Annotated in this window: 4 protein-coding genes; all 4 read left to right on the top strand. The window is 67.0% G+C overall.

The window, feature by feature from the left end; all coding sequences use genetic code 11:
• Positions 1-60: 60 nt before the first annotated feature.
• Complete coding sequence (locus tag ACTJJX_RS17550; RefSeq protein WP_023082824.1) at positions 61-12,603, top strand: filamentous hemagglutinin family protein; 12,543 nt, start codon at positions 61-63, stop codon at positions 12,601-12,603.
• 391 nt (positions 12,604-12,994) lie between these two features.
• On the top strand, positions 12,995-13,597 hold the full coding sequence (locus tag ACTJJX_RS17545; RefSeq protein ID WP_016852073.1) for a transposase: 603 nt from the start codon (positions 12,995-12,997) through the stop codon (positions 13,595-13,597).
• Positions 13,598-13,760: 163 nt separating this feature from the next.
• On the top strand, positions 13,761-15,395 hold the full coding sequence (locus tag ACTJJX_RS17540) for a ShlB/FhaC/HecB family hemolysin secretion/activation protein (RefSeq protein ID WP_003098453.1): 1,635 nt from the start codon (positions 13,761-13,763) through the stop codon (positions 15,393-15,395).
• 23 nt (positions 15,396-15,418) lie between these two features.
• Positions 15,419-17,266 carry a DUF2341 domain-containing protein gene (locus ACTJJX_RS17535; RefSeq protein WP_003112717.1) on the top strand — a complete coding sequence of 616 codons (1,848 nt, stop codon included), beginning with the start codon at positions 15,419-15,421 and terminating at the stop codon, positions 17,264-17,266.
• The last annotated feature ends 3 nt before the right edge of the window (positions 17,267-17,269 follow it).

Genomic DNA, 17,269 nt, shown 5'->3' with positions numbered 1-17,269 from the left:
ACCTGTAACGGGCGTCGTTGCGGGCGCCCGACCGACTTCATGCTCAAGGACCCCTTCGCCATGCCGTCCCGTTCGCCGTCGTCCGCCCGTTCCTCCCGCGCGCTTTACGCGCCGCGCCTGAAGCCGCTGGCCCAGGCCATCGCCCTGCTGCTGGTCGCAGGGGGCGCCCAGGCCGCCGGGCAGCCGTTCAGCGCCGCCTGGTTCGCCGCCAAGGGCGCGGCTCAGGGCGGCGCTGCCGGGGCGCCGCGACCGGGAGCGCAGTTGCCGGGGGCGCCGCCGCCGCTGGCGCAGCAGCAGCGGGTCAACCAGCAGTTGCAGCGTTCGATGGCCAACCTGAACAACACCGTCGCCGCCATTGCCGCCCAGCAGGCCGCCCAGGCCGCCGGACGCCAGGCGGCGCTGAACCTCCCGCAGGATGTTCCGGACGGGCTCGGCGAGGGCGGCCTCAAGGTCGACGCCTCGCTGCCGTTCGAGCAGGCCTGGCAGAACGCCAAGGGACCGGTGCAGACCCAGGCCGCCGGCAAGACCACGGTGAGCATCGAGCAGACCGCCGACAAGGCGGTGCTCAACTGGGAAACCTTCAACGTCGGCCGCAACACCACCGTGGACTTCCAGCAGAACGCCGACTGGGCGCTGCTCAACCGGGTCAACGACCCCAGCGCGCGGCCCAGCCAGATCCAGGGGCAGATCAAGGCCGACGGCACGGTGATGCTGGTCAACCGCAACGGCGTGGTGTTTTCCGGCAGCAGCCAGGTGGACGTGCGCAACCTGACGGTGGCGGCGGCGAACATCTCGGACGAACAGTTCCGTCAGCGCGGCCTCTACTACGACAACGCCGGCAGCCGTCCGACCTTCACCGACGCGGCCGGCGCCGTGCGCGTGGAGCAGGGGGCACAGTTGCGTACGGCAGCGCCGTCCGGCTCGACCAGGGGCGGCGGCTACGTCCTGCTGCTCGGCAGCGAGGTGGACAACGCCGGCAGCATCGTCACACCGAAGGGGCAGACGGTCCTGTCCGCCGGCGACAGCTTCGTCATCCGCCGTGGCCAGGGCACCGACGGCAACCTGAGCTCCACCACCCGCGGCAACGAGGTGCTGCCGGGCTTCGCCGCCGACAGCAGTGCCGGCCGGGTACGCAACAGCGGCCTGGTGCAGGCCGCCACCGGCGATATCAGCCTCACCGGCCGCGAGGTGGAGCAGGCCGGTGTATTGCTTTCCAGCAGTTCGGTGGACAGCCGCGGCACCCTGCACCTGAAGGCCAGCGAGCGGATCACCCTGGCCGAAGGCGCCACCAGCGCGATCCTGGTGGATAGCAGCGGCAGCGCCGCCCTCGACAGCCAGCGCGAGGCCTTGCTCAAGCCGTTGAACGGCTCCAGTGCCGCTGTCAGTCGGGGCGACGACGACCGCCGCGACCTGTCGCGGGTGGAGATCGACTCCGCCGGCAGCGTCGATTTCCGCGACGGCTCCATCACCCTCGCCAGCGGCGGCCAGGTGGCGGTCAACGCTGGCCAGCGCGCCCTGCTGCGCGACGGCGCGGTGATCGATGTCTCCGGCGCGCAAGGTGTGCAAGTGGCGATGGAGACCAACAGCATCAAGGTCAACGTGCGCGGCAACGAGCAGCGCGACGCCTCGGTCAACCGCGAGGGCGGCGGTCTGAACAGCCAGGATGTGTGGGTCGACGTGCGCGACCTGGTACGGGTGCCTGCCGGCACCAACGGCTATGCCAGCGACCGCTGGTACACCGCCGGCGGCCTGCTGGAGGTCGGTGGCTACCTGGGCACCCAGGGCCACTCGGCGGGCGAGTGGATGGCCCAGGGCGGCATCGTCAGTTTCACCGGCAACGACGTGGTGACCCAGGCCGGTTCGCAGATCAACCTGTCCGGCGGAACCCTCGATGTGCAGGGCGGCTACATCCGCCAGACCTGGCTGAAGGGCTCGGACGGACGCCTCTACGAACTCGGCTCGGCGCCGGGCGACCTGCTCTACGACGGCATCTACCGCGGCTACGAGGCACACAGCGAGCGCTGGGACCAGACCCGTTATTTCTACAATCCGCTGATCGCGCCGACCCAGCGCTACGAGAACGGCTACATCGTCGGCCGCGACGCCGGCAGTCTGGTGATCGGCAGCGCCAATGCGCGGCTCGACGGCCAGGTGGTCGGCGATACCTATCGCGGCGAGCGGCAGACCGAAGCGCCACAGGCCGGCCTGGACGGCTACAACCAGTCGCAGAATGCCGTGGCGCGCGGCGCACAGCTGGTCGTCGGGCGCTACACCCCCTACTACGTGAAGAGCAGCGGCCTGCTGGAGTACGCTCTCGGCGCCGATGCCGGCAGCCTCAAGCAGGTGGTCATCGGTGCCGGCGAGGCGGCGGCCGAGGAGCCGACCCTGGACGCTCCGGTGGCCGCCGAGCGCCAGGGCCGCCTGAGCCTGGACAGCGAACTGCTCAACGGCTTCCAGCTGGGCGGCCTGAAGGTGGCGGCCGGCGAGAGCATCCGCGTCGACAGCGCGCTGACCCTGGCCAATGGCGGCGAGGCGATCCTGTTCGCCAACGACGTGGCGATCGACGCCGACATCACCGCTCATGGCGGCAGCCTGCAGGCCGGCAACGTACTGGCGCAGATTTCCCCGAACGGGACGATCGATGGTTTCGTCGATGCCGGCCGCGAAGCCGGCATCTTGCGCGTGGGCGATGGTGTACGACTGGATGCCAGCGGCTTGTGGAGCAACCTGCTGCTGGCGCCGGAGGACAACGATACGTTGGCCTACCGCGACGGCGGACGGATTTCCCTGCGCAGCGGTGGCGACCTGAGCCTGGGACAGGGCAGTCTGCTCGACGTGTCGTCCGGGGCGGCGCTGCTGGCCGACGGCAAGCGACTGGGCGGACGCGGCGGCGACATCGCCTTGCACGCCAGTGCCGGGCTGGCGCAGGCCAGCGATGGCCAATTGCAGTTGGGCGGCACATTGAATGGTCTCGGCACGAGTGGCGCCGGCACGCTGTCGCTGCAGAGCGGCAAGGTGCGGATCGGCGGCGGCGACCTCGGGGATGGCAGCCTGCAACTGGCCGAAGATTTCTTCCAGCAGGGCTTCGCCAGCTACCGGGTGGTCGGTCGCTCCGGATTGACGGTAGCCGAGGATGCCCAGGTGCGGGTCGCGCGGCCGGTCTACCGTTTCGCCAGCGGGGCCGGCGAGGTCGCGGCTGGCGAGGCGCCGCGAGAGGCGCTGGAGGCCTGGATACCGCCGCTGTACCTAGAGGATGCCTTGGCCGGACGCTTGGTCCAACGCGAAGGGGCGGACCTGTACCTGCAGGCAGGCGGCGACGGCAATATCCTCGGGCAGCTCGATCCCGCCAGCCAGACGCTGGAGCTGGGGCGCGGTTCGCTGGTCGAGGTCGATCCGGGGCGCGCCATCGTCCTGCGCGGTCCCGGACAGATCACCTTGGATGGCACTCTGAACGCTTGGGGCGGACGCATCGACGTGCGCCAGCAGCAGTTCGGCGCGCTCGACGTTACCCAGGACAATCAGCCCAAGGCCCAAGGCCAGCCCCATGCACGCTCCATCTGGATTGGAGAGCAGGCATTGCTGGATGTTGCCGGCCGCGCTGTCACTGCCGTGGATGGGCGCGGTCGCCGCTATGGAGAAGTACAGTCCGGCGGCAGCATCGTCATCGGCGGCGAGATCGATCCGGGCAAGGCGATCGCGACCTCGGCGGATGCGTTCGTCATCGTACGCCCCGGTGCACGACTGGAGGCCTCCGGCAGCCAGGCACAGCTGGATGTACCGGGACTGGGAAGGGTTTTGCTGGCCGGCGACGGCGGGCGCATCGCTCTCAGTTCCTACAATGGGCTGTATCTTGACGGTTCGTTGCGCGCCGCAGCCGGCGGCTCGGGAGCGGCGGGCGGCAGCCTGGAGATCATTGCGGACGCTCCCCTGTACCAAGGTTTTACTGTCGTGGATGACCGGGTATTGGCCATGCGCGAGCTGATCCTGACGGCAGGGCATGCCGATTCGGGATTACCGACCTTGCTGCAACCGGGAATGGACGATTCGGCTCTGCGCTATGGCCAGAGCCGAGTTGGGACGCAGTCGCTGACGGGCGGCGGATTCGACCAACTTTCGTTGTTCAGCAACGGTCCGCTGTCGTTCGAGGGGAACATCGATCTTGCGATGGGGCGCAGCCTGAATCTGTACGCGGGGACGATAGCCGCCACAGGTGGCGGGCCGAGCGAGGTGAAGTTGCAGGCGCCCTATGTCCGCCTTTCCGGCATCGGGATGTATGGGCAGCAGGCCTCTGGCGAGTTTCGTCCGCGTCTCACGTACGGGCCGACCGCGACAGCGGAGCAGGTTCGCTTGCAGGTTTCTGCCGGGCGCCTGCTGGATATCGCCGGGCGCTTGTCATTCGGTAGCGACGGGGTGATCAATGGGGTCAACGCAGAGGCTGTCCGCTATCAGCGACCAGGTTTCGAGAAGGTAACGCTGCGCAGCGAGGGCGACCTGCGTTTCGCTGGCGACTATCCAGAGAATGGCGATCCGTCGGGGCGCTTGATAACCCACGGCGATCTGCAACTGACTGCGGCCCAACTCTATCCGGTGACGGGAGCGAGTTCGACCCTCTATGCCGGGTATGGACTGGATGAGGGGGGGCAGGCTGTCTTCGATGCCGAACGGCATTTGGCTATCGAACGTAGCGGCGAGTCCTTGCCGGACACTCCGCTGTCGGTATTCGGCAGTCTGGCGTTCATGGCATCGAATATCGAGCAGGGTGGCGTGGTGCGTGCGCCGCTGGGGCTCATCCAGTTCGGCAGCAATCTGGATCGTGCCCCGGGCACGGTAAGGTTGTTGCCGGGTAGCCTGACCTCGGTTAGCGGCGCTGAGCTGGTCATGCCCTATGGAGGCACGACCGATGGGATCAACTATCTGGTCAACCAGGTCCCCATTCAACTGACCGGTGCCGGGGGCGCCCTCGCTGCTGGGACACTGGTTGCGGGAGTCGGCCTTTATGCCAGCGAGGTCGATGTGCAACAGGGCGCGCGGCTGGACCTGTCCGGCGGCGGCGAACTCGCGGGGGCTGGATTCATCTCCGGCAGAGGGGGTTCGACCGATGCGCGTTTTCATCCCCTGGTGCAGCAGGACAATGATGGGTTCCGTCTGCCGGAGCTGTCCAGCAACCCGGTGTATGCCATCGTGCCTGGACACCAGGCCGTTAGTGCGCCATTGGGCGGCGAGGCGGGCGCCATCCAGCCGTTGGTCGGGCAACAGGTCACCATCGGGGATGGCGTTCCCGGCCTGGCCGCCGGTACCTACACCTTGCTGCCTTCGACCTATGCCCTGTTGCCGGGCGCTTTCCGCGTCGAGATCAACGGTCTGGCGGGGCAAGGCGCGCCCATGGCGACGCAGGGGTTGCGCAATGGCTCCTGGGCGACGTCCGGGCAGTTGTCGATTGCCGGCACGTCCATCCGCGACAGTCTGAGCCGTCAGGTCATCCTGTCTTCCGCCGATACGCTGCGCCGCTACTCGCAGTACAACGAAATGAGCTATGCGGATTTCATTCGCGCCGATGCCGCGCGCAAGAACATCCCCAGAGCGATGTTGCCAGTGGATGCCAGATCCCTCTACCTGGGATTGCGCGCGGATGAGGAGCTTCGGGAAAACGCCCTGAGCTTCGAGGGGAAGGTCGACTTCACGCCGGAAGAAAGCGGATATGGCGGCAGCCTCATCGTGGATGCCGAGGCGGGCATCGAGATTCTGCCTGAAGGTGGGCTGCCCGACTCCGATTTCGCTGGCGTGTCGTTGGTTGCGGACGATCTGAATGCAATAGGCGCCAGCCGTATCGCCATTGGCACGCTGCCCTACGTCGAATACGGCGAGCAAGGAAACTTCGTCCAGTTCGGCGGGAGCAACCGGCTCTTTCCCGTTGTGCTGCGAAAGGGCGCGCACCTTTCCGCACCGGAGGTGATCATTGGCAGGGATATCACCCTTGAAGGCGGGAGTGGCATCAGCACTCTGGGGAAAGGCAAGACTGCATACGATTCGTCCGATGGTTTCATCTATCAACCCGGCGGCCGTAACCTGCTGCTCTTGTCCAACGGATGGCTGAACCTGCTGGCACCCGCAGCGGATAGCTCGTTACCGGTTCGTCTCGGAGGTTGTGCGGAAGGGGCGGGCTGCGCCGACACCGAACTCTATTCGGAGGGCACTCTGGGTATCGCCACCAATGGTACGGTGACGTTTGGCGACAACGTTCGTTACGGGACACGCAATCTCAGCCTGGCGCTGAGTACGATCAATATCGGCTCCAGCCAGTCGCTGGCCGACGCGGCCGCTCGCGGCGTGTTGCCGAACGGCCTGGCGCTGGACCAGACGGTGCTCCAGCGCCTGCTGCGCGGCGAGCGCGGGGCGGGTATTCCGGCCCTGGAAAACCTGATCCTCAGTGCCCGCGATGCGGTCAACATATACGGTAGCGTCAGCCTCGACACCTACGACCCGGCCACCGGCAAATCCAGCCTGGCCAACCTGGTGCTGGGCACCCCGGCCATCTACGGCCATGGCACCGGCGAGGATGTCGCCAGCATTCGCACCGCCAGCCTGGTCTGGAGCGGCTCCAGCCAGCCGGCCGCGGCACCGGTCGCCGGCGGCGCCGGTAGCGGTAGCGGAACCCTGCGGGTGGATGCCGAGCGCATCACCCTGGGCTACGGCGCGAATACCCAGCCGGCCGGCGAGACCGACGAGGCACGCCTGGCGCTGGGCTTCGCCGAGGTGCAACTGAACGCCAGCGAGCGGATCAGCGCCAACCACAAGGGCAGCTTGCGGGTCTACCAGCACCTGGACGGCTACGTCGCCGGCGAAGGCCTGCGCTACAGTGGCGGCGACCTGCGCCTGAGCACGCCGTTGCTGACCGGCGAGGCCGGCTCGCTGAGTCGGATCAGCAGCGGCGGTAGCCTCAGCCTGGCGGCGCCGGCGGGCGCTGCCGCGGTGACCTTCGACAGCGGCACCGCCGGGCTTGGTGCCGAGTTGTCCCTCAGCGCCCGCGAGATCCGCCTGGATAGCGCGGTCTCGCTACCCAGCGGCAAGCTGAGCCTGAGCGCCGAAGACGACCTGGAGCTGGGCGATGGCGCGCGCATCGACCTGGCCGGACGCAAGGCCAGCTTCAACGATGTGGATAAATACAGCTGGGGTGGCGACCTGCTGCTGAGCAGTCGCGCCGGCGACATCCGCCAGGCCGCCGGTTCGCTGATCGACCTGTCGGCGCGCAACAACCGCGGCGGTACCCTGAGCGCCGTGGCGTTGGCCGAGGACGCCGGGGTGGTGGAACTGCAGGGCCGCATACTGGGTGGCGCCAGCGGCGACTACGATGCCGGCGGCACCCGCGTGCCGTTCCTCGGTGGCGAGCTGGAGATCCGCGCCCAGCGCCTGGGCGATGGCGGCAGCCTGAGCGAGCAGTTCACCGCCTTGAACCAGCGCCTGAACCAGGGCGAGGTCTTCGGCGCGCGGCGCTTCCAGCTCAAGCAAGGCGACCTGCAGATCGGCGACGGCCTGAAGGCGCATCGCATCGAGGTGTCCCTCGACAATGGCCAGCTCGGCGTGAGCGGAACGGTGGACGCCAGCGGCGCGCAGGTCGGCGAGATCCGCCTGGCCGGCGGCCGCGGCCTGAGCCTGGGTGGCAACGCGCTGCTGGATGCGCATGGAAGCCTGCTGCGGCGCGACAGCTACGGGCAGATCATCGACAGCCCGAACCGGGCGATGGTCGAGCTGAGTTCCGGCAGCGGCACCTTGGTCCTGGCCGGCGGCGCGCGCATCGACCTGCGCCATGGCACCGCGGCGCCAGCGGAACAGGTTGATGGCGTCGCCCGTGGCACGTTGGAGTTGAACGCGCCACGCCTGGGCGGGGTCAGCGCCGGCGACATCGCCATCGATGCCAGCGGCGCGCTGGATATCCGCGGCGCCGGCAGCATCGCCCTGAACGCGATGCAGCGTTACGACGATGCGCCCTGGGGCAACGATCCGGCGGCCGGCGGGCGGTCCTACCAGGTGATCGACCAGGCTTACCTCGATGCGCGGCATGCCGAGAGCAGCGCGTTCATCGCCGCGGCGCTGGCCAACCGCGAGTTGCTCGACGGCAAGCTGGCCGGACTGACCAATGCCACCTACGCGGATGCTTTCCACCTGCGTCCAGGGGTGGAGATCGTCAGCGCAACGGCGGACGGCGATCTGGTGGTGCAGGGCGATCTCGATCTGTCCGGCTACCGCTACGCCAGCCTCAATCCGAACACGCCGCTGACCGAGGTCTACGGTTCCGGCGAGGTCGGCGCGCTGGTGCTGCGCGCCGGCGGTGACCTGAACCTCTACGGCAGTATCAACGACGGCTTCGCGCCGCCGCCGGACTCGCCGGACGACAAGGGCTGGATCCTCACCCCGGGAGTGCAGCCGTTCGGTGGCGACCTGGTGGTTCCCGGCCCGGGCGTGGTGCTCGGCGACGGTACCGCGTTCCTCGGCGGCCGCACCCTCAACTACGACCTGCCGATCAAGGGCACCACCCTGGCCGCCGGCACCCGTCTGGCCACCGAGGCGGTACTCGAACAGCCCTATACCCTGGCCGCCGGCAGCGTGCTGGTAGCGGACATCCACGATGCCGCCGGCAACCTGCTGTACGCCGCGGGCAGCCTGCTGCGCGACGGGGTGACGCTGGAGGTCGGCAGCCGGCTGGGTGCCGGTACCCTGCTGGCTGCACCGGCCAGCGTGCAGGCGATGACCTGGCCTGCGGGCGTGCCCTTGCCGAGCATCCTGCGCGAGGGGCCCAGCAGACCCAATGTCCTGCTGCTCAATGGAGAGCTGGCCTTGGCACGTGGTTCTCTGATCCCTTCGCAGACCGAGGTGGTACTGGCTGGCGATGCGCCTTTCATCGAGTTGCGGCCCAGCGACGGTGTCCGCCAGGGACGCAACTGGGCATTGGCCGAGATGCTGCCGGCCGGTAGCCAGTCCTGGTCCATGCGCCTGGTCGCCGGTGCCGATCTCGCGGCTGCCGACAACCGTCTGGTGCATCCGGACTCCTCGGCCAGCCTGAACCTGGCCGATACGCACTATCAGGCGAAGATCGAACAGAGCTCGGGAGGGCTGGTGTTCACCGATCAGGCTACCGACTGGGGGATCACCCCGGGAACTCCGGTCGACGAGAGCAATGAATGGATCTGCGGGCTGGGGCCGTATTGTGCCGAGCCTCCCCGCTGGACCTGGGCGCCCGGCAATTACCTGGGCATGCCTGCTGGTACGGCGATCGGCGAGGGCGATCTGTGGTGGTGCAGTGTCGATCCGTCCCTGTGTATCGAGAATCTCGGCAAAACCGTGGTCACACCGCAGAACCAGTTGTTCAGTGTGCTGCGCACCGGCACTGGCGATCTTGACCTGGCCAGTGCCGGTAACCTTACGCAATGGTCGCCGTACGGCGTCTATACCGCCGGAACGCAGGCCGCCGATGTCGCGACGGGATTCAATCAGCCTCGCGGTCTGTTCAATGGGTCGGTACTGGGCGCCGGTGGCGCGGATTACGAAGTGCTCTCAACCAGCCAGTACCAGGCCTGGTATCCGGAACATGGCGGCAACCTCGATATCGCCGTTGGCGGTGATGTGGTTGGCGATCAATGGGCCGAGAAACTGACAAGTAGCGATCCCATTCGCCCCTTGCCCCCCAGCGCTGCAGTTGGCAACTGGCTCTGGCGCCAGGGCAGCGCCGATAGGGAAGGAGTGCCGACGGCCTGGTGGGTCAATTTCGGCAGCTATGTGCGTGGCGCGGAGGGAGATGCTCCCTATCTGGTCGGCTTCACCGGTTTCGGCACTCTGGGAGGCGGCAATCTCAGCATGCGAACCGGAGGTGATGCCGGCAATATCGCGCCACGCGGAGATGGTTCGATACCTTCGTCCGGTAACCTTAATCCGCGCAGCCAGGGACTGGTCTTGGCGGTTGCCGGCACTGGCCGGCTCACCTCCGACGGCGCGCTGCAACTTGGCGGCGGCGGTGACCTGAATGTGAGAATTGGCGGAGAGGTGAACCCGAGCCGGGAGGCGCGGGCTACCCAGACCTACTCGAGTTCGGGGTTTGACGGTCTTTACAGCGGCGGCACCATTCACGATCTGCAGGGGGCCCTGATCAATCTGCGCGGTTCCGCGAGCTTGTACAGTGGTGCGCTGGGAGGCATCGATCCTCGCTACGACACTCTACTGCGGGACCCCGCCGAAGTGCGCAGCAGGGATGCGTTCAGCCCGACGCTGGCTAGCTCCACGGGTGGCCTCACCCTGGTGGCCGGAGATACTGGCATGCGTCTGGAAACCCGTGGCGACCTGGTCCTGGGTGGGGTGACTGACCCCGGTAGGGTGGGGGTGCCGAATACCGTTGGCTTCACGGCTCCCGATGGCAGCGTCTACCAAGGGGGCGGGATCGCTTGGTTCAGTCTCTGGACTGCACACACCTCGATCGATCTGTTTGCGGCGGGCGGCAACCTGACGCCCAGCACCCAATTGGTCGAGGCAACCAACGCTATTCCCATGGCAGGCCGAAACCTGTCGCCTAGCGATGGGCGATTCATCTATCCATCGATAGTACGTGCGGCGGCCCCGGAAGGAAGTATCTATCTCGGTCCTTCCAGCGGTTACATGGGAGGCGTGAGCCTGAATGTCTCGACCACTCCCTACTCCTTGTTATTGGCACCGTCGCTCAACGGTGAACTGGAGTTGCTGGCTGGAGACTCCATTTATGCCGGTGGCTATTCGGTGCAACGCTCAGGTGCCGATCCTGCGAACCTGCCATCGATCTGGACGCCGGCATTTGCCGGCTACTCCGATGCCGCGCTGCTCAACCCGATAGCCGGCAACGGCAGTCCGGACGGGAATCCGGCCGTCATTGGCGGATTGCCTCTGTTCTACTTCGGCCCCGATAGCGCTGCGAGCTTGGCGCGCGATCTGCAACCGGCGCGTTTCTATGCGTTGACAGGAGATATCGTCGGGCTCAATAGCGGTGCGCAGATTCGTTTCGGCGAGCAGGCGGGGAACCGCGCCGGGCAAACCTGGTATGAAGGTGCGGGGCCCGTCTGGATGCGCGCCGGGCGCGACATCGTAGCCTCCGGAACCCCATTGGGACAGCGTATCAGCGCTCCCAGTCAGATCAGTACGGATGCCTCGTTCACCGGCAACCTCTTCGTCCACGACGACCCCAACGACCTCTCGCTGGTCCAGGCCGGCCGCGACATCCTCTACGGCAACTTCAACGTCGCCGGCCCCGGTACCCTGGAGATCAGCGCCGGGCGCAACATTCTCATGGAGGATCGCGCGGCGATCACCAGTCTCGGCGCGGTGGTGCCGGGCGACAGCCGGCCGGGTGCCGATATCGTGCTCCAGGCCGGCGCGGCGGGGGCCGACTATCAGGCCTTCCTCGAGCGCTACCTGGATCCGGCCAACCTGGCGCAGGGCGGCACCCCGCTGGCCGAGCAGCCGGGCAAGGTGGTCAGGACCTACGAAAGCGAGTTGGCCAAGTGGTTGAACGAGCGCTTCGGCTTCGCCGGCGACGCGGAACAGGCCCAGGCGTTCTTCGCCGGCCTGCCCGCCGAGCAGCAGCGGATTTTCGCCCGCCAGGTGTACTTCGCCGAACTCAGGGCCGGCGGCCGCGAGTACAACGAAGTCGGCGGGGTACGCCAGGGTAGCTACCTGCGCGGGCGCAACGCGATCGCCGCGCTGTTCCCCGAGCGCGATCCGGCGGGCAATCCGATCAGCTACGAAGGCGATATCGTCATGTATGGCGGTGCCGGCGTGCACACCGACTTCGGCGGCGACATCCAGTTGCTCAGCCCCGGCGGGCGCCAGGTGTTCGGTATCGAGGGCGAGGCGCCGCCGTCCACCGCAGGCATCGTCACCCAGGGCCAGGGCGATATCCAGGCCTATTCGCGGGACAGCATCCTGCTCGGCCAGAGCCGCATCATGACCACCTTCGGCGGCAGCATATTGGCCTGGTCGGCGGAAGGCGACATCAACGCCGGTCGCGGTTCCCAGACCACCGTGGTGTACACCCCGCCGCGGCGCATCTACGACGCCTGGGGCAACGTCAGCCTGTCGCCGCAGGTGCCCAGCACCGGCGCCGGTATTGCCACCCTCAACCCGATTCCCGAAGTGGCACCGGGCGACATCGACCTGATCGCCCCGCTCGGCACCATCGACGCCGGCGAGGCGGGCATCCGGGTCTCCGGCAACGTCAACGTGGCGGCGCTGCAGGTGGTCAACGCGGCGAACATCCAGACCCAGGGCCAGTCCAGCGGCATTCCGCTGGTGGCTTCGGTGAATACCGGTGCGTTGACCTCCGCCAGCGCCGCGGCGAGCTCCGCGACACAGGCGGCGGAGGACGTCAGTCGCCAGCAGCAGGCCGCCGCGCGGCAGCGCATGCCGTCGGTGATCACGGTGCAGGTGCTCGGGTTCGGCAACGAGCGCCTGGAGCCTTCGCGCGACGGCGCCAGTCGTTCGCCGGGCTACAACCCGGACAGCGCCGTGCAGGTGCTCGGCGCCGGAGCCCTCGGCGAACAGGCGCGCAGTCAATTGACCGATGAAGAGCGCGGCAACCTGATCCTGTAAGGCACCGCCGCGGAGGCACGATACCCGCCAGGCCCTCCCCACGGAGGGCCTTTTTTTCGGCGAACTTCCGAGGCGCTGGTCGATTCTCGGGTGAATGCCCGTTCGTCCCCGCCGGCGGCGCGCGAATGGCCGGCCGCATGAAGTTTTCATGACAAAAGTTCGGTGGTGCGGCGGGGTTGCCGTCAAACAGGTGTGAATGAGGAAAACGGAATTCAGCGGTGAAAGGCAGGGACGGGAACGAAAGGAATCGGCCATTTCCCGGTTGCGCTGACCGGTTGCTGGAAATGAGCGTGTCGTTCGAGCAAGACGCGTTCCGCTCTGAAACAAGAGAACAGTATCCGCTAACGGCCGTGGTCACTCCGGTGAATACGGCGAAGGACGGTGAGTATTGATGGAAAGTTACTCGAAAGTCGGTATGCAGGAACTTGACCAGCGCCTATCGAAGATCGTCGAAGCCGCACGCAAGAAACCGGTATCGGTTTATCGATATGGGGCGCCATGGGTCTGGATAGTGTCCCAGGAAGATTGGCAGGGTGCGCTCAAGGAAGTGTCCAGCTATATACCACCGGGACATTCCCTGGCGTTGCTGAAACCGCAAATACAAAGTCTCCTTGTCGAAGAGGCGAAAGTCCTCTCGGCGCTCGCCCGCGAACATGGCATGCAGTTGGCCCCGGAGCCGCTGATCCACGCGCTGCTGCTGCAACTGCTGTACGCGATTCCCAGCGAGCAGCAGTTGTACGAGCAATTGAACTACAACCTGCTGTATCGCTGGTTCGTCGGCCTGGAAATGAAGCAGAAGATCTGGAATTTTCCGGTTTTCGTCAGCGATATAACCGTCCTGCTGAACAGCGCGGAGGCGGTAAGGATAATAGGCAGGATTATCGGGGAAGTGATTTCCGGGGATCTCATGCAGATGCCGGAGTTCTCCCTGAACTTCGCCTTGTTGCATACATGGCAAGCGCGCCATGGCGGAGCGCGACGGCTGAATATCTAGCACGAAAGTGAAAATAGAAAAGAACGAGATTTCATAAGGGCAGGCGCCGTTTTTAACAGGTTGTTCATGCGTCGCCGCTAGTTTGTTGTCTTTCACAGAACTGTTCGATGAACGGACTTGTTGCATTAGAACAATAAGTCCCGATGGAACTTCGGGGGACCGTGTGAAGCGTTCGCTGTTCAATTGTGCGCACCCGTTTCGCCAGCGCTGGTCGATCGGTTGCCTGGCTGTCGCATTGTCGTGCGCTTCGCTGGCCGACGAGGCCCCTCCCGCCGCGGCGGGAGCCGAGACCCAGCGTCTGGTGGACATCAACGAGTACGTGGTACGCGGCAACACCGTGCTGGACAACCGCGCCATCGAGGCGGCGGTGTATCCCTTCCTCGGACCGCAGCGCAGCCTGGGCGACATCGAGGGGGCGCGCGATGCGCTGCAGGCCGCCTACCAGGAGAAGGGCTACCAGTCGGTCTACGTCGAGCTGCCGGAGCAGCAGGTGAGCGGCGGGGTGGTCTACCTGCAGGTCACCGAGACCACTGTCGGTCGCGTCCGGGTGGTCGGCGCCAAGCACTATTCGCCGGTGGAGTTGCGCGAGGAAGTGCCGGCCCTGGAGGAGGGCAAGGTGCCCGACTTCGCCCAGGTCCAGCGCGAGCTGGCGCAGGTCAACCGCACCCCCGGCCGCCAGGTGCTGCCGATGGTGCGCGAGGGCCAGCGGCCCGGCACCATGGACGTCGACCTGCAGGTGGAAGACAAGAATCCCTGGCACGCCAGCATCGGCCTGAACAACGACTACAGCGCCGACACCCGTCACTTGCGCTCGGTGGTTTCGCTGGGCTACGACAACCTCTGGCAACTCGGCCACGCCATCTCGCTGACCTATTTCACCGCGCCGCAGGACCAGGACAACGCCAAGGTCTGGTCCGGCTCCTATACCGCGCCGCTGAGCCAGCGCTGGAGCGTGCAGCTGTCCGGCTACCAGTCCGACAGCGACGTGGCCACGGTGGGCAGCATGAATGTGGTCGGCCAGGGCCATTCCTATGGCGTGGCGGCGATCTACAGCCTGCCGGTGACCGGCCTCTGGTCGCACTCGTTCTCCTTCGGCGTCGACTTCAAGGACTTCGAGGAACAGACCCGGATCGGCGGCAACAACGACAGGGTGCCGATCAAGTACGCCCCGCTGACCCTCGGCTACAACGGTTTCCGCTACACCGAACGTTCCCAGTTGGCCCTTGGCCTGAGCCTGGTGGCCGGTACCGGCAGTCTCCTCGGCTACGGCGACGACGACGAGGAATTCGACCGCAAGCGTTATCGCGCCAAGTCCGGCTTCGGCGTGCTCAAGGGCGATCTCAACCACACCCTGACCTTCGGCGGCGACTGGCAGGTGGCGACCAAGGCGGCCTTCCAGCTCGCCTCCGGGCCGCTGATCTCCAACGAACAGTTCGCTGCCGGCGGTGCCACCAGCGTGCGTGGCTACCTGGCGGCGGAGAACACCGCCGACGACGGCTACCTGCTCTCCCAGGAATGGCGTACGCCGTCCCTCGGACGCTTCCTCGGCAAGCGCGCCGGCAGCTATGTCAACGACTGGCGCTTCTACGTGTTCGCCGAGGGCGCGCAACTGCGCCTGCAGGATGCGCTGCCCGAGCAGGACGACGACTTCAGCCTGGCCAGCGTCGGCATCGGCACCCGCGCGCAACTCGCCGACTGGCTGTCCGGCAGCCTCGACTGGGCCTTCCCGCTGCTGGAAGGGACGAACACCGACAAACACGACTCGCGCCTGCATTTCAGCGTGCAGGCGAGCTTCTGACGCTGACCCCGGAGTAACCCCACATGTATCGCTTATTGCTGACATCGCTGATCTGCCTGGGCCTGCTGGCCCCGGCCAGCGCCAGTGCCTGGTGGCAGGACGACTGGCAGTACCGCAAGCAGGTCTCGGTCGATACCACCCCGCAAGGCGCGGCGATCAACGACAGTCTCGGTCGCCTGCCGCTGCTGGTGCGCCTGCATACCGGCAACTTCACCTTCGACGGGGTCAACGAGAACGGCTCGGACATCCGCTTCGTCGCCGCCGACGACAAGACCGTATTGCGCCACCAGGTCGAGAGCTTCGACCCGCTGATGGGCATGGCCCTGATCTGGGTCGACGTGCCGCGGGTGGAGGGTGGCCAGCGCCAGGACATCTGGATGTACTACGGCAACGCCAAGGCGCCGGAGAGCGGCAACGGCCAGTCGGTGTTCGACCCGGACTACACCCTGGTCTATCACTTCGACGGTGCGCCGGGCACTCCGCCGCGGGACTCCACCGCCTACGCCAACAATGCGCAGACCGCCGCCGGCAGTCCGGTGGAGGGCGTCATCGGTCGCTCCGCGCAACTGCTGGGCCAGCCGCTGCTGCTGCCGGCCAGCCCATCGCTGGCGGTGAGCGCCGGTGGCACCTTCAGCTTCAGCGGCTGGGTGCGTCCCGACCAACTGGCCGGCGAACAGGTCCTGCTGTCGCGCCGCGAAGGCGGCAACGCCCTGTTGGTCGGCCTGGCCCAGGGCGCGCCCTTCGTCGAGCTGAACGGTCAGCGCGCTGCCGCCAGCCAGGCCCTGGCGCAGGGGCAATGGCAGCATCTGGCGCTGGTCGCCGACGGTACCCGGCTGGCGCTGTATCTCGGCGGTCGCGAAGTCGCCAGCCTGGCGGCGGCGCTGCCGGCGTTCAGCGGCGCGATCGCCATCGGCGCGGAAGGCCAGGGCGCGCCTGCGGTCGCCACCGAAGCGGCAAGCGGGGAAGGTGAGGCGAGCGCCGCGGCGCCGACCCTGCAACCCTTCCAGGGCGCCATCGACGAGTTGCGCCTGTCGAAGATCGCCCGCCCGGCGGCGCTGCTCCTCGCCGACGCCACCGCCCAGGGCGCCGAGTCGCGCCTGGTGGCCTACGGGGTCGACGAGAAGCAGTCCGGCTTCGGCTTCGGCAAGCTCGGCTTCCTGCTCAACGCAGTGCCGCTGGATGCCTGGGTGATCATCGCGATCCTGGCGCTGATGATGGTCCAGTCGTGGGTCATCATGTACCGCAAGAACCAGAACGTCGGCCGTGTCAGTCGCGCCAACGGGCTGTTCCGCGAGCGCTTCGCCGAGGTCGGCACGCGCCTGGAACTGCTCGCCGACGACCGCGAGCTGGCCGCCCGCCTGCAACACTCCTCGCTGTGGCGCCTGTACCAGGTGGCGGTGAAGGAGATCCGCACCCGCCGCGAGCAGGGCGCCGACACCTCTTCCGTCTCCGCGGCCACCATCGAGGCGATCCGCGCCTCCATGGACGGCGTGCGCACCAAGGAGAACCAGCAGCTCGGCTCGCGCCTGTCGAGCCTGTCCAACGCCATCGCCGGCGGCCCCTACATCGGCCTGCTCGGCACCGTGCTGGGGATCATGGTGGTGTTCCTCGGCACCGCCATGGCCGGCGACGTCAACATCAATGCCATCGCCCCGGGCATGGCCGCCGCCCTGCTGGCCACGGCCATGGGCCTGTTCGTCGCGATCCCCGCGTTGTTCGGCTACAACCGCCTGGTCACGCGGAACAAGGAAGTCAGCGCGGACATGCGGGTGTTCGTCGACGAGTTCGTCACCCGCCTCGCCGAGGTGCATGGCGAAAGCCAGCTCAGCGAAGTGGCCCATCGTCGCAACGGCCAGCCGTTGCCGGCCTGAGGA

Origin of the sequence: Pseudomonas sp. 22490, assembly GCF_052044465.1 — a bacterium.
Classification (GTDB): Bacteria; Pseudomonadota; Gammaproteobacteria; order Pseudomonadales; family Pseudomonadaceae; genus Pseudomonas; species Pseudomonas aeruginosa.
This window is presented reverse-complemented; position numbering and strand designations above follow the sequence as displayed.